Genomic DNA, 19948 nt, shown 5'->3' with positions numbered 1-19948 from the left:
CCGACATGACCAAGAACGACTGGCTGGCCGACCCGCAGTACCGCGACGCGGTCGCAGACCTGCTCGGGGTGCTGGCCTACGGCGAGCTCACGGCGTTCACCCGGCTGGCGGGGGACAGCGAGCTCTCACCCAGCCAGCCGCTCAAGGCCGCGGTGGCCGGGCTGGCCGTGGCCGAGTTCCGGCACTACGAGATCCTCGTCGCGCGACTCGACGAGATGGGCATCGACCCGGAGGCCGCGATGGCCCCGTTCCTCGCGCCGATCGATGCGTTCCACGAGCGGACCAAGCCGAGCAGCTGGCTCGAGGGCCTGGTCAAGGCCTACGTCGGCGACGGCATTGCAACGGACTTCTACCGGGAGATCGCGGCCTACGTCGACCCCTCGACCCAGGCCCTGGTGCACTCCGCGATGGAGGACGTCGGGCAGGCCGAGTTCGTCGTGAAGGTCGTGCGCGAGGCCATCAAGGCCGACCCGAAGATCGCCGGGCGCCTCGCGCTCTGGGGTCGCCGCCTCGTGGGCGAGGCGCTCTCGCAGGCGCAGCAGGTGGCCGTCGAACGCGACGCCCTGGCCTCCCTCCTCGTCGGTGGCGTCGGCGGACCCGACCGGCCGAGCGCCGACCTGGCCGAGCTGGGCCGGATGTTCGCGCGGCTGACCGACGAGCACACCCGGCGGATGGGTCGCCTCGGCCTCGCCGCCTGACCCCACCTGCGACTTCGGGCCACTGGTGTCGCTCGCGGGCCCGGAAACGGGGGCCTGGTGCGGCATGCGTGGCCAGAAGTGCGGGAGGGGGAGCATGCGGAAGGGCCCCGTCCTGGTGGACGGGGCCCTTCGGTCAGGTCAGGACAGACCCGGCTTGCTGGGTCAGCGAACCTGCTTCCGGCCGGTGACCGCGCCGTAGATGACGACCAGGACGGCAGCGACGATGATGCTGATGATCCAGCGGATCCAGTCGATGCCCGAGGTGTCCCCCTTGTCGGAGATGGCACCCCACAGGTAGTACCCGGCGAGCGCGCCGAGGATGCCGAGGATGACGGTGACGATCAGGCTGATGTTCTGCTTGCCCGGGAGGACGAGCCGCGCCAGGAATCCAATTACCGCACCGAAGATGATGGTGCCAATCACAGCTCCCATGACTGCACTCCTTCTACACGGCACAAACCGTGCTGACGTGGGCCCTGATCGGGCCCGTACGTCCCCAACTCGACCACGAATCGCCTCGAAACGCACGTTTCGTGCCTGCGTGCCGCATTAAGAAGTGGACACGATGCCGTCGCGTTTGTGCAGGTCAGAGGCTCGCCGGGGTCAGTCAGGCGCTGGAGTCGTCAGACTCCGAAGCCCACACCACGCTTCTCGGACTCACCGATCTGCACGTAGCCGAGGACCGAGGCGGGGACCAGGAGCTGGCGGCCCTTGTCGTCGGTCAGCGTGAGGACGGTGCCCTTCTCGAGCGAGGCGCTCACGGCTGCGGCGACCTCCGCCGCGCCCTCGCTGGACTCGAAGACGACCTCACGTGCGACGTTCTGGACACCGATGCGGACCTCCACGGTGGTTCCTCTCTGTGCTGGGTGTGGCCGCGGTGGCGCCCCTGACGGGGAGGTCACGGTCCACGGTGGGCACGCGGCATACGAGCGCGTGCGGATCTGTCGACAAGGCTAACGAGCGGTGTGTCAGGAACCTTCCCCGCCCACCTTGGGGAACGACCCGAGCCCTCGCCAGGCAAGTGCGCCCATGAGCAGCGCGGCCTCGTCCTTGGGGACGTCGGAGCCCTGGGCGAGCCAGTGCCGGGCGCTGACCTGGGCGAGTCCGGTGAGGGCCATGCCCAGCAGGGAGGCGTCCTCGTCGGTCAGCCCGGTGTCCTCGGCGATCACCTCGGCGACTGCCTCGGCGCAGACCAGGCCGACGGCGTCGAGGCGGTTGCGCACCGCGGACTCGTTGGTGAGGTCGGACTCGAAGATGAGCCGGAACGCCGCACCGTCGCGCGACACGAAGTCGAAGTACGCGGCGATGGTCGCGTAGACGCGTTCCTTGTTGTCGTGGGTGGACGCGAGCGCCTCGCGGACCAGCTGCTCGAGCGCCTCGCTGTGCTTGTCGAGCAGTGCGAGGTAGAGCTCGAGCTTGCCGGGGAAGTGCTGGTAGAGCACCGGCTTGGAGACGCCGGCCCGGTCGGCGATGTCGTCCATCGCGGCGGCGTGGTAGCCGGACTCGACGAAGGCGGCCTGCGCGGCCTCGAGAAGCTGTGCGCGGCGGGCCGACCGGGGGAGGCGCTGGCCGCGGGCGTTGTCGGTGCCTGGGACTGCTCGAACTGACATGGGGACTCTCTGTTCGGCGGTGGTGCAGCCTGACTGCGGTGTCGAGGACATCGTACGGGTGGGTAACCTGCATCACATGGCGATCCCACCGCTGGTCGCGCCCGGACCGGAGCTCAGCACCGAGCAGAAGGCCCGGTACGCCCGCCACATCCTGCTCCCCGAGATCGGCGTCGAGGGCCAGCGACGGCTGGCCAACGCGCGCGTCCTCGTGGTCGGTGCGGGGGGTCTCGGGTCGCCCGCGCTGATGTACCTCGCGGCGGCCGGCGTCGGGACGATCGGGGTGGTCGACGACGACGTGGTCGACGCGTCGAACCTCCAGCGCCAGGTCGTGCACGGTGTCGCCGACGTGGGGCGGTCCAAGACGGAGTCGGCGGCCGAGACCGTCGCGGCGATCAACCCGCTGGTCACCGTCGTGCGCCACGACCTGCGGCTCACCTCCGAGAACGCCCTCGAGATCCTGGCCGACTACGACGTGGTCCTCGACGGAGCCGACAACTTCCCGACCCGATACCTCGTCAACGACGCGTGCGTCTTCCTGGGTCTGCCCCACGTCTGGGGGTCGATCTACCGGTTCGACGGCCAGGTCTCGGTGTGGTTCGCCGGCCACGGGCCGTGCTACCGCTGCGTCTTCCCCGACCCGCCGCCGCCGGACGCCGTGCCGTCGTGCGCGACCGGCGGGGTGCTCGGTGTGCTGTGCGCGGCAGTCGGGTCCGTCCAAGTGGCTGAGGCGTTGAAACTCATTGTGGGACAAGGTGATCCGCTTGTCGGCCGCCTCCTCGTCCACGACGCGCTGCGCCAGACCTGGGACTCCCTCACGGTGCGCGCGGACCCCGACTGCCCCGTGTGCGGGGAGTCTCCGACCGTCACCTCCCTGGTGGACTACGAGCAGTTCTGCGGTATGCCGGGTGCCTCCGACGTGCCCGACGGGCAGGAGGGTGCCGTGCCCGGCTTCGCCGACGTCTCCGCGAAGGAGCTCGCCCAGATGCTGGCCGAGCGGGAGAGCGGCGACCGGACCTTCGAGCTGGTCGACGTCCGTGAGCCGGGTGAGCGGGCGGTCGTGTCCATCCCGGGGTCGCGCGCCCTGCACCTCGACCGGTTCCGGGACGGGACCGCCGTGGACGAGCTGCCGGCTGACACCCCGGTGGTGCTGCTGTGCAAGTCCGGGGTCCGGTCGGCGGAGGCGGCCGGACTGCTGGCCGCGGCCGGTCGCACCGAGGTCGCGAACCTCTCCGGCGGGGTGCTGGCCTGGGTGCGCGACGTCGACCCGAGCCTGCCGGTCTACTGAGCGGCGACCGAGGGAGACAGTGATGGTGACGCAGGCGGGGCGGGTGAGTGGTGCCCCCAGCGAGTTCGCGGACGACGTGCTCGAGGTCGTGGACACGATCCCCGAGGGCATGGTGATGACGTACGGCGACATCGCGGAGCTGCTCGGGCGTGGCGGGGCACGAGGCGTCGGCAACGTCATGGCGCGCTACGGCTCCGACGTGCCGTGGTGGCGGGTGATCCGCTCCGGTGGCTACTTCCCCCAGGGGCTCGAGGACGAGGCCCTGGCGCACTACCGCGAGGAGGGGACGCCGCTGGTGCGCGGTCAGGTCGACGGGCGCCGGGTGGACCTCACCAGGGCGCGCTGGCTCGAGGCCCGGCCGCCAGTCCCGCCACCCCCGGGCTGACGCGTGGCTTCACCCCGAAAGGTTGACCTTCACCCGGGAAACCTTCCGGGGTGAAGGACAACCTTCTCCCTAGACCCGATAAAGCTGGGGCGGGGGGTGCGGGGAGATGTCGGTCGGGGATGGTGGGATGGGTCCGTGCTGAACCTCCGCCGCGCCCCGAGCGTGGTGGCCGAGGCGCCGCCGCTCGACGACGTCCAGCTGGCCGCGCTCGCCCACCGCGGTGGAGTGCTGCGGGTGCTCGGCGGCCCCGGCACCGGCAAGACCACCACGGCCATCGAGGCCGTGGTCTCCCGGGTCGAGTCGGGCGAGGCCACACCCGACCAGTGCCTCATCCTCACCTCCTCGCGGGTCGCCGCCGGCAGCCTGCGTGAGCGGGTCACGGCCCGGCTGGGCGGCACCTCGACCGAGCCGCTGGCCCGCACCCACCAGGCCCTCGGCTTCGGCATCCTGCGGCAGGCCGCGGCCATGCGCGGTGACCCCACCCCGCGACTGCTCAGCGGGCCCGAGCAGGACGTCATCCTGCGCGAGCTGCTGGCCGGACACGGTGCCGAGGGCACCGGTCCCGCCTGGCCCGAGCGGGTGCACCTCGCGATGGGCACGAGGGGGTTTCGCGGCGAGCTGCGTGACCTGTTGATGCGCGCGGTCGAGCACGACCTGGAGCCGCACGACCTCGCCCGCCTCGGCCGGGAGCACGACCGAGCCGAGTGGGTGGCCGCGGCCGAGGTGCTGGCGGAGTACGACGAGGTCACGGCACTGTCCGCGCCCGGCGCCTACGACCCGGCCTGGATCCTCGGTGCGGCGGCCGACCTGCTCGAGGAGGACCCGGCCGCCCGCGCCCGGCTCGTCGACGGGCTGCGCCTGGTCGTGGTCGACGACGCCCAGGAGCTCACCTCGGCGGCGGCCCGGCTGTTGCGCACCATCGCCTCGCCCGGGCTCGACCTCGTCCTGCTGGGCGACCCCGACAGCGCGGTGCAGACCTTCCGCGGCGCCGATCCCCGCCACCTCAGCGACGGATGGGTGCAGCTCGGCTCCCGCGCGGTGGAGGGCCCCAGGTCCGCCGGCGGTGAGCCGCGCACCCTCGTGCTGCCCACGGCATACCGGCTGCCGCAGGCGGTCGTCGACGCGGCGGCCAGGGTGGCACCCAAGATCGGTGCGCTGGCCGGCGGCGTCCAGCGCGGTGCGGCCGCAGGCCGAGCAGGGGGCCGCGTCGACGTGCGGCTCCTGCGCGCGGTGAGCCAGGAGGCCAGCCACGTCGCCGCCGAGCTGCGCGAGTCGCACCTGAGGTTCGGGATCCCGTGGTCCGAGATGGCGGTCATCGTGCGTGGCCAGGGGCGCACGTCCACGCTGCGACGGGTGCTGATGGCTGCGGGGGTGCCGGTCGCCGGCACCGCCACCGACCTGCCGGTGCGCGACGAGGTGGCGGTGCGTCCCTTGCTGGCCCTGCTCGAGGTCGTGCTCGACCGCGCCCGGGGCGTCGACGAGCCGCTGCCGCCCCAGATCGCCGTCGACACCCTGCTGTCGCCGATCGGCGGTGCCGACGCCGTCGGGCTGCGTCGGCTGCGGCGCGCGCTGCGCCGGCTCGAGCTCGAGAGCGGTGGCGGGCGCACCAGTGACGAGCTGCTCGCCGAGGCGCTGCTCGCGCCGGGTGCCCTGGTCGAGGTGGGGGCCGAGGGGCATCCCGCCCGCCGCGTCGCCGCGACGATCGCCGCCGGGGTCAAGGCGGCCCGTGGGGTGGCCGACGACACCCCGACCGGACCGGTCTGGCGGTGGGAGCCGGGGGTCAGCGCCGAGTCGGTGCTGTGGGCCATGTGGGCCGCGACGGGTCTGGGCGGGGAGTGGCAGGCCACCGCGCTCGCCGGCGGCCCCGGAGCCGGTCGTGCCGACCGTGACCTCGACGCCGTGGTCGGGCTCTTCGACGCCGCGGCGAAGTTCGTCGACCGCCTGCCGCAGGCCGGTCCCGAGGAGTTCCTCACCCACATCGGCAGCCAGGACATCCCGGGCGACACCCTGGTCGCGCGCTCGCCCGTCGGTGAGTCGGTGACGGTCACGACGCCCCAGGCCGCCGCCGGCCGGCAGTGGCAGCTGGTGGTCGTGGCGGGCGTGCAGGAAGGCGTCTGGCCCGACCTGCGCCTCCGCGGCTCGCTGCTGGGGTCGGAGCACCTGGTCGATGTCATGTCCGGGCGCGCGGGCACGTTCCGGGCCGCTCAGGCCGCCGTGCGCTACGACGAGACCAGGTCGTTCCTCGTGGCCCTCACCCGGGCGAGTGACCGGGTGGTCGTGACGGCGGTGCGTTCCGACGACGAGCAGCCGTCGGTCTACCTCGACGTCGTCGACCCCGAAACCATTGCGACACAAGGAGATCGACCGTTCGCCGAGGTCGCGCGCACGATGACCCTGCCGACCCTGGTGGGTGAGCTGCGCCGCCAGCTGGTCTCCGACGACACCTCGGTGCGCCGCACGGCGGTGGCGGCGCTGGCCCGGCTGACCCGCGAGGGAGTCCCCGGGGCCGACCCGGCGCAGTGGTGGGTGCTGCGCGGGCTGTCCGACGAGCGACCGCTGCGCGAGCCCGACCAGGAGGTGCGCGTCTCGCCGAGCAAGGTGGAGTCGTTCGGCAACTGTGGCCTGCGCTGGATGCTCGGCTCGGTCGGGGGCGACGGCCCGTCGGTCGGCGCTGCCGACATCGGCACGCTGGTGCACGACATCGCCGCCGAGCTCGGCGACGTCGACGCCGACACGCTCGTGGCCGAGGTGGACGCCCGCTGGGGACGCCTCGGTATGCCGGCCGGCTGGGTCTCGGACCGCAAGCGCCACGAGGCGCACGGCATGGTCCGGCGGCTCGCGACCTACTTCGACGAGGCCCGTGCCGGGGGGTGGGTCCGACTCGGGGCCGAGGTGGACATGAAGGTCGTCCTCGGTCGGGCGGTGCTCAGCGGCAAGGTCGACCGGATCGAGGGCACGCCCGACGGCACGGCTCTGCGGGTGGTCGACTACAAGACCGGCAGCAGCAAGCCGCGCACCGAGGAGCTCGACCGGCACCCGCAGCTGGGGGCCTACCAGCTGGGCGTCGAGCGGGGCGCCTTCGGCGAGCTGGGCGACCGCTCGGCAGGCGCGGCGCTGCTCCAGGTCGGCAAGGCGGCCCTCGTGAAGACGACCTTGCAGACCCAGGGCCCACTGAGTGCCGACCCGGAGCCGCAGTGGGCCGCCGAGCTGGTCACCAGCACGGCCGAGGGGATGGCCGGCGCCACGTTCCAGGCGACCGTGGGCGACTGGTGCAAGCTCTGCCAGGTGCGGGCGTCGTGCCCCGCCCAGCCCGAGGGGCGGGTGCTGTGATGACGCGTTCCCTGTTGTCCGCCACGGAGATCGCGGCCGCACTCGGTCAGCCGCCGCCCACTGAACAGCAGGTGCGAGTGATCGAGGCGCCGATGTCTCCGCTGCTCGTCGTCGCCGGCGCCGGGTCCGGCAAGACCGAGACGATGACCGGTCGGGTGGTCTGGCTCGTCGCCAACGGCTTCGTCGAGCCCGACCAGGTCCTCGGCCTGACCTTCACCCGCAAGGCCGCGACCGAGCTGTCCGAACGCATCGGTGCGCGGCTCCGGCTGCTCCAGCAGCGCGATGTCTGGCACCCTCGCACCGACGACGCCGAGACCGGGGCCGAGGTCCTCGGCGGCACGCCGACCGTGTCGACCTACCACTCGTATGCCGGTCGGCTGGTCCGTGAGCACGCGCTGCGGCTGGGCTACGAGTCGGAGTCGCGGCTGCTGTCCGAGGCGGCTGCGTGGCAGTACGCGTCCGAGGTCGTGGCCGCGTACGACGGCCCGATGGACGAGGTCCGCTTCGCGGAGTCGACGGTCACGGCAGCCGTCGTCGACCTGGCCGGCGAGATGGCCGAGCACCTCGTCGAGGTCGGTGACGTGGCGGCCTACCTCGAGCGGGTGCTGGGCTCGCTGGCCGCGCTTCCGCCGCACGTCGGCGCGCGGGGCAAGGACCTGCCCGGCGAGGTGAAGAAGATGCGCGAGCAGCTCCTGGCCCGCGTGGGGGTGCTGCCCATGGTGGAGCGCTACCTCACCCTCAAGCGCACCCGCGACGCGATGGACTTCGCCGACCAGATGGCGCTGGCCGCCAAGCTGGCGATCGGGTTCGAGGACATCGGGAAGATCGAGCGTGAGCGGTTCGGCGCCGTGCTCCTCGACGAGTTCCAGGACACCTCGGCGGCCCAGCTCCAGCTGCTGCAGTCGTTGTTCATGGCCCCGGGGGAGCCGTCTCCGGTCACCGCGGTCGGTGACCCGCACCAGTCGATCTACGGCTGGCGGGGAGCCAGTGCGACCACGCTCAGCGAGTTCCGGCGGGCGTTCGGTGGACCTGAGGGCCTGGCTCCCGTGCTCCCGCTCGCCACCAGCTGGCGCAACGACGAGGCCGTGCTCGACGTCGCCAACGCCGTGGCCGAGCCGCTTCGTGAGCGCTCGACCGTGCCGGTCGACCAGCTCGTCGCCCGCGAGAGCGCCGGGCCGGGCCGGGTCGTGGCGGCGCGCGTCGAGACGGCCGGTGAGGAGGCAGCGCTGGTCGCCGACTGGCTGGCGCAGCGACGAGCGGCAGGTGCGAAGTCGGCTGCGGTGCTGTGCCGCAAGCGATCTCAGTTCGCGCCACTCATCGACGCGCTCGAGACGAAGGGCGTGCCCTACGAGGTGGTCGGGCTCGGTGGGCTGCTCCTCACGCCCGAGGTCGAGGACATCACCGCCCTGCTCCACGTGGTGCACGACCCCAGCCGCGGCGACCAGCTCATGCGCCTGCTCACCGGGCCGCTCTGCCGGCTGGGGGCGGCCGACCTCGACGGGCTGATGGCGTGGGCCCGTCACCAGCAGGACCTGCGTCTGGGCATCGACGACCGGTCGGCCCCGGACGACGACGACGATGCCGAAGGGGCGGTCATCGGGTCGGCAACGGCCGGCAGCGGCAGTGGTGACGCGGGCCCGGCCCGGCTGGTGCGCGACCAGTCCCCGGACAGCTCCGACCGGGTGAGCATCGTCGAGGCGGTCGACGACCCGCCTCGGCCGGGCTGGACCAGCTGGGATGGCAAGCGGGTCAGCGACGTGGGGCTGGGGCGGCTCCGAGGGCTGCAGCAGGCCATCCGCCGGCTGCGCTCGTTGTCCGCCCTGCCACTGGCCGACCTGGTGGGGGAGGCCGAGCGCGCCCTCGGCCTCGACATCGAGGTGCTCGCCCGCGAGGGCTACACCCCAGCCGCAGCCCGAGCCCACCTCGACGCCTTCGCCGACGTCGCCGCGACCTTCACGGTCAGCGCCGACCGACCCAACCTCGGGGGCTTCCTGGCCTGGCTCGCCGCAGCCCTGAAGGAGGAGCGCGGGCTGGACAAGGGCTACATCGAGGCGTCGTCCGACGCGGTGCAGATCCTGACGATCCATGCGGCGAAGGGTCTGGAGTGGGACGCCGTGGCCGTCCCCGGGCTCGTCGAGGGTTCGTTCCCGGCGCTGGCCTCGGCCGCGAGTCGTTCGAACGGCGAGGCGTGGACGATGTCCGACCCCAAGCAGCGCGGGTGGATCGGTGGCCTCTCCGACGGGGGGATCCCCTACGCCCTGCGGGGAGACCGTGACGGTCTGCCACTGCTCGACTGGGAGGGTGCCGGCGACTGGAAGGACATGGAGACCCGGGTCGAGCGGTTCCTGCGGGCCGGCGGCGACCACGGCATCGACGAGGAGCGACGCCTCGCCTACGTCGCGTTCACCCGGGCGAGGTCGGACATGCTGCTGTCCGCCCCGGTCTGGACCGACGGCAAGACGCCGAAGGTGACGTCCCGCTTCCTGCTCGAGGTCGTCGAGGCCGAGCCACCCCTGCCAGTCACCCGCCTCGATTGGGTAGACCTCCCCGACCCCGCAGAGCCTGCCGAGGCCGTCAACCCGACCGCCGCGACCGCTGTCAGCGTGCAGTGGCCCGCAGATCCCCTGGCCCACCGTCGGGCTGCGCTGGCCGCAGGAGCCGAGGCGGTGCGCGCCGCGGTCGCCGGACAGGTGGACGGCTCGGGCGCTGCGCCAGCGCTGGCGGAGCAGGGCAGGTTCCCGCTGCCGGGTGACGCCCTGACCGTGCTGGAGGAGCTCGACCTGCTCCTCGAGGAGCGCCGCAGGCTCGCGCACCGTGGTGACGTCACGGTCCTCATGCCGCGCCACCTGTCGGCCTCCGCCGTCGTGAGCCTGGCCCAGGACCCGGCGCGGTTTGCCTCGGCCCTGCGCCGACCGATGCCCGAACCGCCCGCGCTCGCCGCTCGCCGTGGCACGGCCTTCCATGCCTGGGTCGAGCAGCACTACGCGCAGGCGGCGATGGTCGACATCCTCGACCTGCCGGGCAGCGCGGACGACGACCCCGGCGACGACGCGGACCTGCCCCTCATGAAGGAGCGCTTCCTCGCCAGCGAGTGGGCCCACCGCACCCCCGCGGAGATCGAGATCGCGGTCGAAACCGTCATCGACGGGATCGCGGTGCGCGGGCGGATCGACGCGGTGTTCCCGCGCCCGGGAGGTGGTTTCACGATCGTCGACTGGAAGACCGGGTCCAAGCCCAGCGGCGAGTCCGCACGGTCGCGGGCCCTCCAGCTGGCGGCCTACCGGGTCGGCTTCGCCCGACTGCGTGGTCTGGGCCTCGACGAGGTCGACGCGGCGTTCTACTACGCGGGCACCGGCGAGACGGTCTGGCCCGAGCTCCCCGACGACGCGGCACTCGCCGCGCTGCTGGGGACCGTCCCCGACGCCTAGACCGGGTCAAGCCTGGCGACGTGGTGCGGCGACTTGGTGCGGGGGCTAGGTGCGCGGGTGGTAGCCGGGCTCGAACTCCGGGCCCGGGTCGTCGCCCTCGATGACCTCGGGACGGCGCAGCGAGCTGACGTCGAGCTCCGCCGTGACGTCGTGGTTTGACCCGGTCTCGGGCTCGGCATCGGAGCCGGCTTCGGTCTCGGACCCGGCTTCGGTCTCGGACCCGGCCGCCGGCTGGTCCTCGGTGTCGAGCTCGCCCTCGCCCGCGAGCTGTCCCTGGGTCTCGAGCTCATCCTCGAGCTCGCCCTCGAACTCACCCTCCAGCTCGCCCTCGAACTCAGCCTCCAGCTCGCCCTCGAACTCACCCTCCAGCTCGCCCTCGAGCTCGCCCTCGAACTCGGCGTGGCCGACCCGGCCCGGTGACACCGCGTCGCTGTCGCTGTCGCTGGCGTCTCTGTCGCCGCTGTCGTCGGTGTCGCTGTTGTCGTCGGGGTCGGCCGTCCGGCCGAACATCACCTCGACATCGTCCTCGTCGTCGTCCTCGGCGTCCGCGAGGACGGGGGGCACCAGCACCGGGCTGCTCGTGGTCGGGCCGCTGCCGGCCCGCCGGTAGTCGTTGGCGGCCTCCTCCTCGGCGTGCACGCGGTCGTCGAGGCGACGCAGGGCCGAGGCGAGTCGCTCGACCTGGAGTCGGTCGCCGCCCGAGACGGCGGACATCAGCTGCGAGAGCGTGCGCATCTCGGCCGAGAGCCGGGCCCGGGTGAGCAGGTGGGAGTCGGGGCGCTCGGCGCGGGCGTGCGCGTAGGCCTCCATCAGGGTCTCCAGGGCCCTCGGCGCGGTCTGCGTGACCAGGGCGAAGAAGTCGTCAGCGGGGTCAGCGACCTTGGCGTCCTCCCACCCGGTGAACGCTTTGACGCGGCCGCTCGCAGCATCGTCGTCGTCGTCGAACACCACCAGCACCTGGTCGCCGGTCAGGTCGCCGTGCGTCGGGGTCGGCGCGAACCGCCAGAGCGTCACGTCCTCCAACAGCTTCTCCCAGCGCGCGAGGAGGCCGGTCGGCACGTGCCCCGTGGCCGCCGCGCGGTCGAGCTCACTGAGCCGTCGGGTGCGGTAGGTGTCGGCGTCGTAGGCCGGCAGCCCGGCCTCGTCGAACAGGCCGTGGTCGGCGTTGTGCAGCGCGGCGATCGACCGCCCGAGCTCCGCGGCCAGGCCCGGCCCGGGTGGCAGCTGCGCGAAGTCGACGTTCTGTCCGGGCAGGTAGGGATAGATCGCGGCCCGGCCGCCCTCCTTGAGCGCGGCGAAGCCCTTCGGGGTCGGCACACCGAACGGGAGCCGCCGCGCCAGCAGCACGAGCAGTCCGAAGGTGGACTCCATCTGGGCGGCTGCTGCCTGGCTGCGCGGCACCCGCACCACCCAGCGCCGGTGCTGGGTGTCCTGCACGAAGGCGACGTCGTAGCCGTAGGCCTGGTCACCGTGGTCGGACGTGCCGGGGAGCGCCTCGACGCTGGCCGGGTCGAGCCCCGGCACGGCAGCGCTCGCGAGCGCTGCGAGGAAGAGGGGGCTGCGGTCCACACGGTCACCGTATGCCGTGCGGGCGCGCCTAGGGTGGAGGTGTGGGCCTCCTGACCGAAACTCTCCCGAATCTCGCGCTCGCCCGGCCCGGTCTCGACCGGCACGCGGAGCTGCGTGGGCAGCCGGACCTGCTCGACCGGCTGCTCGCCGACCCCTCGACCCGGGTCCTGGAGGTCCACGGCGACAAGGTCCCGGTGCTCCTGGGCCACGCCGACGACGGAGACCGGCCGGACGACGACGGCGCGGGCACCGCGCCGGCCCTGGACCTGCGGGCGCCGGTCCCCACCGATGCCGATGCGCTGGTCCTGTTCCTCGGGCAGGACGGCGACGGCACGGCATACCTCGCCGTGGCGCGCCCGGCACCCGAGGTGGAGGCGCCGGACGGCGGCGTCTGGGAGCGGCTGCGCGGGCTGCGCCAGGTCGGCGCCGACCTGTCCGACCGCGACGCCACGGTCTTCGCGACCGCACTCGCGCTCGCGAACTGGCATGCGACCCACGGCCACTGCCCACGCTGCGGTGCTCCCACCGAGCCGATCCAAGGGGGCTGGCTGCGCCGGTGTGACCGGGACGGCAGCGAGCACTACCCGCGGACCGACGTGGCCGTGATCATGTCCGTCGTCGACGACCGCGACCGGTTGCTGCTCGCCCGAGGGGCGGGCTGGGGCACGGGTCGCTTCTCGGTGCTCGCGGGCTTCCTCGAGCCGGGGGAGAGCCTCGCGGCGGCGGTCGCCCGGGAGGTCCACGAGGAGGTGGGCCTGCAGGTCCACGACGTGGAGTACCTCGGTGACCAGCCGTGGCCGTTCCCGAACTCGCTCATGGTCGGCTTCACCGCCAGGGCGACCGGCGACGAGCTCCGGCTGCAGGAGGCCGAGATCGCCGAGGCCCGGTGGTTCACCCGCGAGGAGTACCGCGAGATCCTCGCGGCGGGAGAGGTCAGCCCCTCCACCCGCCTGTCCATCGCCCGCCGGCTGATCGAGCGCTGGCTCGGCCACGACCTGGCCGAGGTCGCTCCCGACTGAGGACGCGGCAAGCGAGCCGGGCATGACGAGACCCCGGCCGGTGGCCGGGGTCTCGTGGGTGTCCGGGTGCTCCCGATCAGGAGGCGAGGCGCTTCTTGACCTCGTTGATCGAGGGGTTGGTCGCCGACGAGCCGTCCGGGAAGAGCAGCGTGGGGACGGTCTGGTTGCCGTCGTTGGCGTCCATGACGAACTTCACGGCCTCCGGCACGTCCTCGATGTTCACCTCGGTGAAGGCGATGCCTTCGCGCCCCATCTGGGCCTTGAGACGGTTGCAGTAGCCGCACCACGAGGTGCTGAACATGGTCACGGAACCGGGGACGGGGTGCTTCAGGGCGCTGGCGCTCATGATCTCTTTCAGGGGGTCGGAGACTGTCTAGCCATGTAACCACGGTCCGGCCCGCGTTCTTCCGCGCCGGGGTGTGACCTCTGTGACCATGATTGTCCCATGGCCTCCACTGCAGCATCCGGACAAACCCCCGCGTTCGACCCAGCCCTGCTCGCCCTGGCCGCCGGCCGTAACCTCGGCGCGCTCGCGGCGCTCAAGCGCGACGGCCGGCCCCAGCTCTCGATGGTCAACTTCGCCCTCGACCGCAGCGACCCGGCCACCCCCACGGTGCGGGTGTCGGTCGTCGACGGCCGGGCCAAGGTGGCGAACCTCCTGCGCGACCCGAGGGGCTCGCTCATGGTCACCTCGCCGGAGGGGTGGTCGTATGCCGTGCTCGAGGGTGACGCCGAGTTCTCACCGGTCGCCGGGGCCGAGGACGACGAGGTGGTCGACGAGCTGGTCGAGCTCTACCGGACCATCCGTGGCGAGGACCACCCCGACTGGGACGACTACCGCCGGGCGATGGTGAAGGACGGTCGTCGCATCCTGCGCCTGCGGGTGACCCGGGTCTACGGGCTGGTCCAGTAACCCGCCGTCAGTCGCCCATGACAGGATCTCGGCGATGCCCACCCAGCCCCACGGCATACCCGTGCACTCCTCCGCCGACGACATCCTCGCCGCCCTCGACCCCGAGCAGCGCGAGGTCGCGGCGCACCCCTTGGGACCCATGGTCGTGCTCGCCGGCGCCGGCACGGGCAAGACCCGGGCGATCACGCACCGGATCGCCTACGGCGTCCACTCCGGCGCCTACCAGGGCCAACGCGTCCTGGCCGTCACGTTCACCGCCCGAGCTGCCGGTGAGATGCGCACCCGGCTGCGCACCCTCGGCGTCGCCGGGGTGCAGGCGCGCACCTTCCACGCCGCGGCCCTGCGGCAGCTGCACTACTTCTGGCCGCAGGCGATCGGCGGCGCCGCCCCCGAGGTGATGAGCCAGAAGGCCGCTGCGGTCGCCCAGGCCGCTGCGTCGCTGCGGCTCGACCTCGCGCGCGACCGCACCGCCATCCGTGACCTGGCCGCCGAGGTGGAGTGGGCCAAGGTGTCGATGCTCACCCCTGAGACGTATGCCGCGGGGGCGCGCGCCGCGCGCCGCGAGCCGCCCGGCCTCGACGCCACCGCGATGGCGCGGGTGCTCGAGGCCTACGAGCAGGTCAAGACCCAGCGTGGGGTCATCGACTTCGAGGACGTGCTGCTGCTGACCGTCGGGATCCTCGCCGAGCGCGACGACATCGCGCGGGCGGTGCGCTCGCAGTACCGCCACTTCGTCGTCGACGAGTACCAGGACGTCAACGCGCTCCAGCAGCGGCTGCTCGACCTGTGGGTGGGGGAGCGCGACGACCTCTGCGTGGTCGGTGACCCGGCCCAGACGATCTACTCGTTCACCGGCGCCAGCCCCCGTCACCTGCTCGAGTTCCAGACCCGGCACCCCAAGGCCGAGGTGGTCAGGCTGGTGCGCAACTACCGCTCGACACCGCAGGTGGTGGGGCTCGCGAACCTCGTCGTGCGCGGGCCGTCTGGGGCGATGCGCAGCAATGCGGTGGTGCTCCAGGCCCAGGGGCAGGACGGGCCGACCCCGGTCCTCACCGCTCACCCGGACGACCCGGCCGAGGCCGCCGCGATCGCCGCGGAGGTCGCCAAGCGGGTCGCCGACGGGGTGTCTCCTGCCGAGATCGCCATCCTGTTCCGCACCAACGGCCAGTCCGAGGCGTTCGAGTCCGCGCTGGCCGACCAGGGTGTGCCCTACCTCGTGCGAGGCGGGGAGCGGTTCTTCTCCCGGCGCGAGGTGCGGGACGCGATCCTGCTGCTTCGTGGTGCGGCCCGGTCCGATGACGCCTCCAAGCCGCTGCCCGAGCTCGTGCGCGACGTCCTGCTCGGCGCCGGTTGGACCCGCGAGGCGCCGAGCTCAGGAGGCGCCGGTCGGGAGCGCTGGGAGTCGCTCAGTGCCCTCGCCGCGCTCTCCGACGACCTGGTCGTGACCAGTCCCGAGGCCCGGCTGCCCGACTTCATCCGCGAGCTGGACGAGCGGGCCTCGGCCCAGCACGCGCCCGCCGTCCAGGGCGTCACGCTCGCCTCGCTGCACGCCGCGAAGGGACTGGAGTGGGACGTCGTGTTCCTCGCCGGGGTCTCCGACGGCTACTTGCCGATCATGATGGCCGAGACCCCCGAGGCCATCGAGGAGGAGCGCCGTCTCATGTACGTCGGCGTCACCCGGGCGCGGCGCGAGCTGCGGCTGTCGTGGTCCGGCGCCCGCACTCCCGGGGCCCGGGCCAGCCGCCGGCCGTCGCGGTTCCTGGACGGCGCGGCGAGCATCCTCGGCGACGGCGCTCGCTCGCAGCCCAAGGGGTCGGCGAAGGTCGGAGCAGGCAAGGGCGGCCGGGGCAAGGCCCTCAAGCCGGCGCTCCCCGCGCACTGCCGCTCGTGCGGCACCGAGCTGACCACCGCGGCGCAGCGCAAGACCGGTCGCTGCGACACCTGTCCGCCGACCTACTCCGAGGCCACCTTCGAGCGGCTGCGGGCCTGGCGGCTGGCCGTCGCGCGGGAGACGAGCGTGCCGGCCTACGTCGTCTTCACCGACGCCACGCTCACGGTGATCGCCGAGCGCGAGCCGGGTTCCGAGGGCGAGCTGGCCCAGATCTCCGGCGTCGGGGCGCGCAAGCTCGGGCTCTACGGCGCGCAGGTGCTGGCCCTCATCAGCGGTGAGGATGTCGAATCTGTGCTCGAAACCCGTTCTGCTGCAACAGATTCCGACGACTAGGCGTTCGTTCACCAATTCTTTGCAGGAAATCTCGATAAATGCGTTGCTGCCCCGCAGGGGCGTCCCGTACTCTGGACCAACACACCAGCCCAGGGTGTCGCGCGCGATGCGCTGGGGTCCACGAGCACACGAAGGAGGGTAGGTCCCAATGGAGAACTTCACGATGACGATCGACGCGACTCACATGTCCCGCGTCCGTTCCGTGTGCCCCGAGGTCGGCCGTGTCCTCCTCGCAGGCAGCCGTGGATGGGTCCAGGGGACCACTGTGCCCGCGCCCATCGCCACCCGTGTGATCACCGATGCCCCGGTTCCGACGTTCTACGTCGGCGGCTTCGGTGCCACCAAGGATCTCGCGTTCCGTCCCTTCGGAGAACCACCTGTCTAGGCCACCAGCCAGCAGGCCCTCTCCGAGGCCGCGGAACCCGATATCCGGGATCCGCGGCCTTTCTGTTTGTCCGAACACCCGTTGTTGGTCAAACACAAGTCTTCCGCACCACACCGAGCAGGAAGAAGCACCACCAGAGATGAAGTCCGACACCGAAGAGAACGGGCCGGCCCTCGACCGAGGACCCACCGGCCAGACGGAAACAGGGAAATCCGCCACCACCGTGGCGGGACGACGAGAGGGAGGTGACACCCGATGCATCTGAGCGCACTCCACGACCTGAACGAGCAGGCCGCGGTCGCCGGCGCCGGCATCCCGTGTCGAGAGAACGACGCCGAGATGTGGTTCGCCGAGAGCCCGGCCGACGTCGAGTTCGCGAAGTCGCTGTGCCACACGTGCCCGGCCCTGGCCGCCTGCCTCGCAGGCGCGCTCGAGCGGTCCGAGCCGTGGGGCGTGTGGGGCGGTGAGCTCTTCGTCCAGGGGGTCGTCGTCGCACGCAAGCGGCCCAGGGGCCGGCCGCGCAAGAACCCGGTCGCCGCCTGATGTCGTCCACGGCATTCGTCCAGACCGTCACCGGCGGGGGTACCGGAGAGGTGAACGCGGGGCCAGCCGCAGGAGCTGGCCCCGCGGGACCGACCCGTCACCCCGCCCACAGCACTGAACACCACTTTTCACAGACCAGGAGTTCCACCATGTTCCAGGCCTTGTACGCCGACCTGGCGCGCGCCCATCGACGGCGCCGTCAACGGGAGTACCAGCGCCGGCTCGAGGCACAGGCGCAGCACGAGTTGCTGCTCGCCATGCCTCGCATGCTGGCCCGGTGACCCCGTGCCCGAACCCGCCGGGACCTTCCGCTCTGGAGGTCGTCCCGGCGGGTTCTTTCATGTCTGGGGTCCTGCGCACGGCCTTCGACTCGTTATCGTCCGCACATGTCCCGCGAAGCCGTCGTCAAGGCCCTGACCGCTCCCGACCTCTCCGCCGTGGTCGACCTGGCGGTCTGGGTCGAGGACGGGGTGGCGCACGCCGCGAACCACCTGGGCACGGTGCGGCTGCACACCGACGGCAGCCACGAGGTCCTGTCGGGGCTCGACCCCGTGGCCAGCGAGGACCCGATGGCCTTCCTGCCCTACGAGGCCGAGCTCGCGGCTGCCGGCCCGCGGGTGTCCACCGACAACGCCTACCCGTATGCCGCGCAACGGATCCTCTCGTTGTTCGGCGACGCCGACCGCAGCCCTGACGTCGCGGTCGTCCACACCCCACGGCACTGGTTCGTCGACGAGGGAGGCCACGCAGGCGAGCACGGGTCGCTCGACGTCATCCAGTCGCGCGCCCCGCTGGTGATGTCCGGCCCGGGAGTGGCGAAGCTGGGCTTCGTCGACGACCACGCCCGCCTCGTCGACGTGGCTCCGACCCTCGCCGTGTTGTCGGGTGTGCCGTCCGACGACCTGCGCGACGCGCACGGTGCCGAGCTCGACGGCCGCGCCCTCACGGCATACCTCGAACCACCCGCGGACGGGCAGCGTCGGCGGGTCGTCGGCATCCTGTGGGACGGAGCGCACTGCGGTGACCTGCTCCACCTCGCCCAGTCCGGTGAGCTGCCGGGGGTCGCTCGCCTCATCGAGCACGGGCTGGCGCTGCGTGGGGGTGCGGTGGCCGAGTTCCCGAGCGTGACGCTCACCAACCACACCTCGATCCTGACCGGCGTCGGCCCGGGGCGGCACGGCGTGCTCGGCAACGTGTACTTCGACCGGTCCCGGCAGGAGCGGGTCGTCCCCAACGACGCGGAGACCTGGCACCGGAGCGCGGAATGGCTCCGGCCCGGCGTGCGCACCGTCTTCGAGATGGTGAACGACCATGTGCGGCAAGAGGGTTCGCCCCGGACCGCCAGCGTCGACGAGGCCATCGACCGCGGTGCGGACTACGGGACGATGGCGCTGCTGAGGGCTGCCGGCGGGTTCGAGTCGGCCACCACGGGGATGGGTGACCTGCTCCCGGACCCGGAGAAGTCCCCGTTCGTCCAGCGACCCGAGCACCTGGCGGACCCCTACTTCCGGTGGGGGGTGCAGGTGGACGACATGGGCCTGCAGCAAGTGCTCCAGCTGTGGGAGACCGCCGCCGACGCGCCCACGCTGACCTGGTGGGCGCACGTCGTGACCGACGCCGGACACCACGGCGGCGGGCCCCGGTCGGACCTCGCCCGGGACTCGCTGCGGCAGAGCGACGCCCGGCTCGTGGTGTTCCTCGACCACCTCGAGACGCTGGGGGTGCTCGACGAGGTGACGTTCCTGCTGACGGCCGACCACGGGTTCGAGGGCGCCGACCCGAGCGTGACCGGCTCGTGGACGCCGGCCCTCGAGGCGCTCGGCATCCCCTACCGCGACGAGGGCCCGGGGTTCGTCTACCTGCTCTGAGGCCACCGGGCGGGCCCACCCAGCGGCAAGGAGGGGGACCGCCCCGCTGCAGGTTTCCCTCCAATTGGAACGAAACCTGCAGGCTAGGCTGGTCCGCATGGCTACGCAGATCCGGATCGCCCAGGACGAGGCCGCCGACGAGGTGCTGAGCAACGACCCGTTCGCGCTGCTCGTGGGGATGCTGCTCGACCAGCAGTACCCCATGGAGCACGCGTTCCGCGGACCGTGGAAGATCCTCGACCGGTTCGGCACGCTGGCCCCCGACGCGATCGCGGCGGCCGAGGCGGAGTCCTTCGCCGACCTGTGCGCCACGCCGCCGGCCATCCACCGGTACGGCCGGTCGATGGCGGGTCGGGTGCAGCAGCTGGCCACCGTCGTCCGTGACCAGTACGACGGCCGGGCCGAGACGATCTGGACCGAGGCCGCGGACACCCGCGACCTGATCGAGCGGCTCAAGGCGCTGCCCGGGTTCGGCGACCAGAAGGCCCGCATCTTCGCCGCCCTGGTCGGCAAGCAGCTCGAGGTGCGGCCGGCGGGGTGGCAGGAGGCCATCGGCCCCTACGCCGAGGACGGCTCCTACCGCTCGGTGGCCGACGTCGTCGACGCCGCGTCGCTGGCCAAGGTGCGGGAGTTCAAGCAGGCCGCGAAGGCCGCGGCGAAGGCCAAGGACGCCGCGCTGACGAAGAAGTAG

At 72.5% G+C, this 19948-nt stretch carries 18 protein-coding genes; 13 read left to right on the top strand and 5 right to left on the bottom strand.

From position 1 onward, the window contains the following. The first annotated feature begins 5 nt into the window (after nucleotides 1-5). Nucleotides 6-698: a ferritin-like fold-containing protein gene (locus ASG91_RS17085; RefSeq protein ID WP_056924233.1), complete on the top strand. Its 693-nt coding sequence runs from the start codon at nucleotides 6-8 to the stop codon at nucleotides 696-698. A gap of 162 nt (nucleotides 699-860) precedes the next feature. Here the strand turns inward: ASG91_RS17085 and ASG91_RS17080 are convergent, their stop codons facing one another. The 3 genes from ASG91_RS17080 to ASG91_RS17070 all read right to left on the bottom strand — a co-directional run bounded on the left by ASG91_RS17080 (nucleotide 861) and on the right by ASG91_RS17070 (nucleotide 2308). Continuing rightward, nucleotides 861-1130: a GlsB/YeaQ/YmgE family stress response membrane protein gene (locus tag ASG91_RS17080; protein WP_056923871.1), complete on the bottom strand. Its 270-nt coding sequence runs from the start codon at nucleotides 1128-1130 to the stop codon at nucleotides 861-863. A 191-nt stretch (nucleotides 1131-1321) separates the two neighbouring features. Further along, complete coding sequence (locus ASG91_RS17075; RefSeq protein WP_056923870.1) at nucleotides 1322-1543, bottom strand: DUF3107 domain-containing protein; 222 nt, start codon at nucleotides 1541-1543, stop codon at nucleotides 1322-1324. A 123-nt stretch (nucleotides 1544-1666) separates the two neighbouring features. Further along, a complete protein-coding gene (locus ASG91_RS17070) occupies nucleotides 1667-2308 on the bottom strand; it encodes a TetR/AcrR family transcriptional regulator (protein WP_056923869.1) in 642 nt (213 codons plus the stop codon). A 76-nt stretch (nucleotides 2309-2384) separates the two neighbouring features. On the opposite strand from ASG91_RS17070, the gene moeB reads away from it, so the two are divergent. From moeB to ASG91_RS17050, 4 genes are all read left to right on the top strand, one after another. Further along, a complete protein-coding gene (gene moeB / locus ASG91_RS17065; RefSeq protein WP_056923868.1) occupies nucleotides 2385-3593 on the top strand; it encodes a molybdopterin-synthase adenylyltransferase MoeB in 1209 nt (402 codons plus the stop codon). Between the two features lie 43 nt (nucleotides 3594-3636). Beyond that, nucleotides 3637-3978 carry an MGMT family protein gene (locus tag ASG91_RS17060; RefSeq protein ID WP_235545738.1) on the top strand — a complete coding sequence of 114 codons (342 nt, stop codon included), beginning with the start codon at nucleotides 3637-3639 and terminating at the stop codon, nucleotides 3976-3978. Nucleotides 3979-4113: 135 nt separating this feature from the next. Continuing rightward, the gene (locus ASG91_RS17055) at nucleotides 4114-7308 is read left to right on the top strand and encodes an ATP-dependent DNA helicase (protein WP_056923866.1); all 3195 of its coding nucleotides are present in this window, start codon (nucleotides 4114-4116) and stop codon (nucleotides 7306-7308) included. Beyond that, a complete protein-coding gene (locus ASG91_RS17050; protein ID WP_056923865.1) occupies nucleotides 7308-10736 on the top strand; it encodes an ATP-dependent DNA helicase in 3429 nt (1142 codons plus the stop codon). The genes ASG91_RS17055 and ASG91_RS17050 overlap by 1 nt, the downstream gene beginning before the upstream one ends. 45 nt (nucleotides 10737-10781) lie before the next feature. On the opposite strand, the gene ASG91_RS20800 is transcribed toward ASG91_RS17050, so the two are convergent. Then, the gene (locus ASG91_RS20800; protein ID WP_056923864.1) at nucleotides 10782-12305 is read right to left on the bottom strand and encodes a phosphotransferase; all 1524 of its coding nucleotides are present in this window, start codon (nucleotides 12303-12305) and stop codon (nucleotides 10782-10784) included. 41 nt (nucleotides 12306-12346) lie between these two features. On the opposite strand from ASG91_RS20800, the gene nudC reads away from it, so the two are divergent. Then, complete coding sequence (nudC, locus tag ASG91_RS17040; RefSeq protein WP_235545736.1) at nucleotides 12347-13324, top strand: NAD(+) diphosphatase; 978 nt, start codon at nucleotides 12347-12349, stop codon at nucleotides 13322-13324. A gap of 76 nt (nucleotides 13325-13400) precedes the next feature. On the opposite strand, the gene ASG91_RS17035 is transcribed toward nudC, so the two are convergent. After that, on the bottom strand, nucleotides 13401-13670 hold the full coding sequence (locus ASG91_RS17035) for a glutaredoxin domain-containing protein (protein ID WP_056923863.1): 270 nt from the start codon (nucleotides 13668-13670) through the stop codon (nucleotides 13401-13403). A 99-nt stretch (nucleotides 13671-13769) separates the two neighbouring features. Between ASG91_RS17035 and ASG91_RS17030 the strand changes: the two genes are divergently transcribed. The 7 genes from ASG91_RS17030 (at nucleotide 13770) to ASG91_RS17005 (ending at nucleotide 19948) form a co-directional block, all read left to right on the top strand. Further along, a complete protein-coding gene (locus ASG91_RS17030) occupies nucleotides 13770-14237 on the top strand; it encodes a PPOX class F420-dependent oxidoreductase (protein ID WP_056923862.1) in 468 nt (155 codons plus the stop codon). 34 nt (nucleotides 14238-14271) lie between these two features. Further along, nucleotides 14272-16461, top strand: coding sequence for an ATP-dependent DNA helicase UvrD2 (locus ASG91_RS17025; protein WP_056923861.1), 2190 nt, complete (start codon nucleotides 14272-14274; stop codon nucleotides 16459-16461). Nucleotides 16462-16609: 148 nt separating this feature from the next. After that, nucleotides 16610-16846, top strand: coding sequence for a hypothetical protein (locus ASG91_RS17020; RefSeq protein WP_056923860.1), 237 nt, complete (start codon nucleotides 16610-16612; stop codon nucleotides 16844-16846). Between the two features lie 255 nt (nucleotides 16847-17101). After that, nucleotides 17102-17389 carry a WhiB family transcriptional regulator gene (locus ASG91_RS17015; RefSeq protein WP_056923859.1) on the top strand — a complete coding sequence of 96 codons (288 nt, stop codon included), beginning with the start codon at nucleotides 17102-17104 and terminating at the stop codon, nucleotides 17387-17389. 149 nt (nucleotides 17390-17538) lie between these two features. Beyond that, nucleotides 17539-17670: a hypothetical protein gene (locus ASG91_RS21380; protein ID WP_255358335.1), complete on the top strand. Its 132-nt coding sequence runs from the start codon at nucleotides 17539-17541 to the stop codon at nucleotides 17668-17670. Between the two features lie 105 nt (nucleotides 17671-17775). Further along, nucleotides 17776-19257: an alkaline phosphatase family protein gene (locus ASG91_RS17010; RefSeq protein WP_056923858.1), complete on the top strand. Its 1482-nt coding sequence runs from the start codon at nucleotides 17776-17778 to the stop codon at nucleotides 19255-19257. A 97-nt stretch (nucleotides 19258-19354) separates the two neighbouring features. Then, entirely contained in the window at nucleotides 19355-19948 is a 594-nt protein-coding gene (locus ASG91_RS17005) for an HhH-GPD-type base excision DNA repair protein (RefSeq protein WP_056923857.1), read from the top strand.

Source organism: Phycicoccus sp. Soil802, assembly GCF_001429605.1.
In the GTDB taxonomy this organism is placed as follows: Bacteria; Actinomycetota; Actinomycetes; order Actinomycetales; family Dermatophilaceae; genus Pedococcus.
The sequence above is the reverse complement of the archived record's forward strand: the minus strand, read 5'-3'. Positions and strand labels throughout refer to the sequence as shown.

Excerpts from the sequence above, each read along its gene's own strand:
- ASG91_RS17085 (WP_056924233.1), top strand. The coding sequence starts at position 6 with ATGACCAAGAACGACTGGCTGGCCGACCCGCAGTACCGCGACGCGGTC.
- ASG91_RS17080 (WP_056923871.1), bottom strand. The coding sequence starts at position 1,130 with ATGGGAGCTGTGATTGGCACCATCATCTTCGGTGCGGTAATTGGATTC.
- ASG91_RS17070 (WP_056923869.1), bottom strand. The coding sequence starts at position 2,308 with ATGTCAGTTCGAGCAGTCCCAGGCACCGACAACGCCCGCGGCCAGCGC.
- moeB (WP_056923868.1), top strand. The coding sequence starts at position 2,385 with ATGGCGATCCCACCGCTGGTCGCGCCCGGACCGGAGCTCAGCACCGAG.
- ASG91_RS17050 (WP_056923865.1), top strand. The coding sequence starts at position 7,308 with ATGACGCGTTCCCTGTTGTCCGCCACGGAGATCGCGGCCGCACTCGGT.
- ASG91_RS17035 (WP_056923863.1), bottom strand. The coding sequence starts at position 13,670 with ATGAGCGCCAGCGCCCTGAAGCACCCCGTCCCCGGTTCCGTGACCATG.
- ASG91_RS17030 (WP_056923862.1), top strand. The coding sequence starts at position 13,770 with ATGGCCTCCACTGCAGCATCCGGACAAACCCCCGCGTTCGACCCAGCC.
- ASG91_RS17025 (WP_056923861.1), top strand. The coding sequence starts at position 14,272 with ATGCCCACCCAGCCCCACGGCATACCCGTGCACTCCTCCGCCGACGAC.
- ASG91_RS17020 (WP_056923860.1), top strand. The coding sequence starts at position 16,610 with ATGGAGAACTTCACGATGACGATCGACGCGACTCACATGTCCCGCGTC.
- ASG91_RS17015 (WP_056923859.1), top strand. The coding sequence starts at position 17,102 with ATGCATCTGAGCGCACTCCACGACCTGAACGAGCAGGCCGCGGTCGCC.
- ASG91_RS21380 (WP_255358335.1), top strand. The coding sequence starts at position 17,539 with ATGTTCCAGGCCTTGTACGCCGACCTGGCGCGCGCCCATCGACGGCGC.
- ASG91_RS17010 (WP_056923858.1), top strand. The coding sequence starts at position 17,776 with ATGTCCCGCGAAGCCGTCGTCAAGGCCCTGACCGCTCCCGACCTCTCC.
- ASG91_RS17005 (WP_056923857.1), top strand. The coding sequence starts at position 19,355 with ATGGCTACGCAGATCCGGATCGCCCAGGACGAGGCCGCCGACGAGGTG.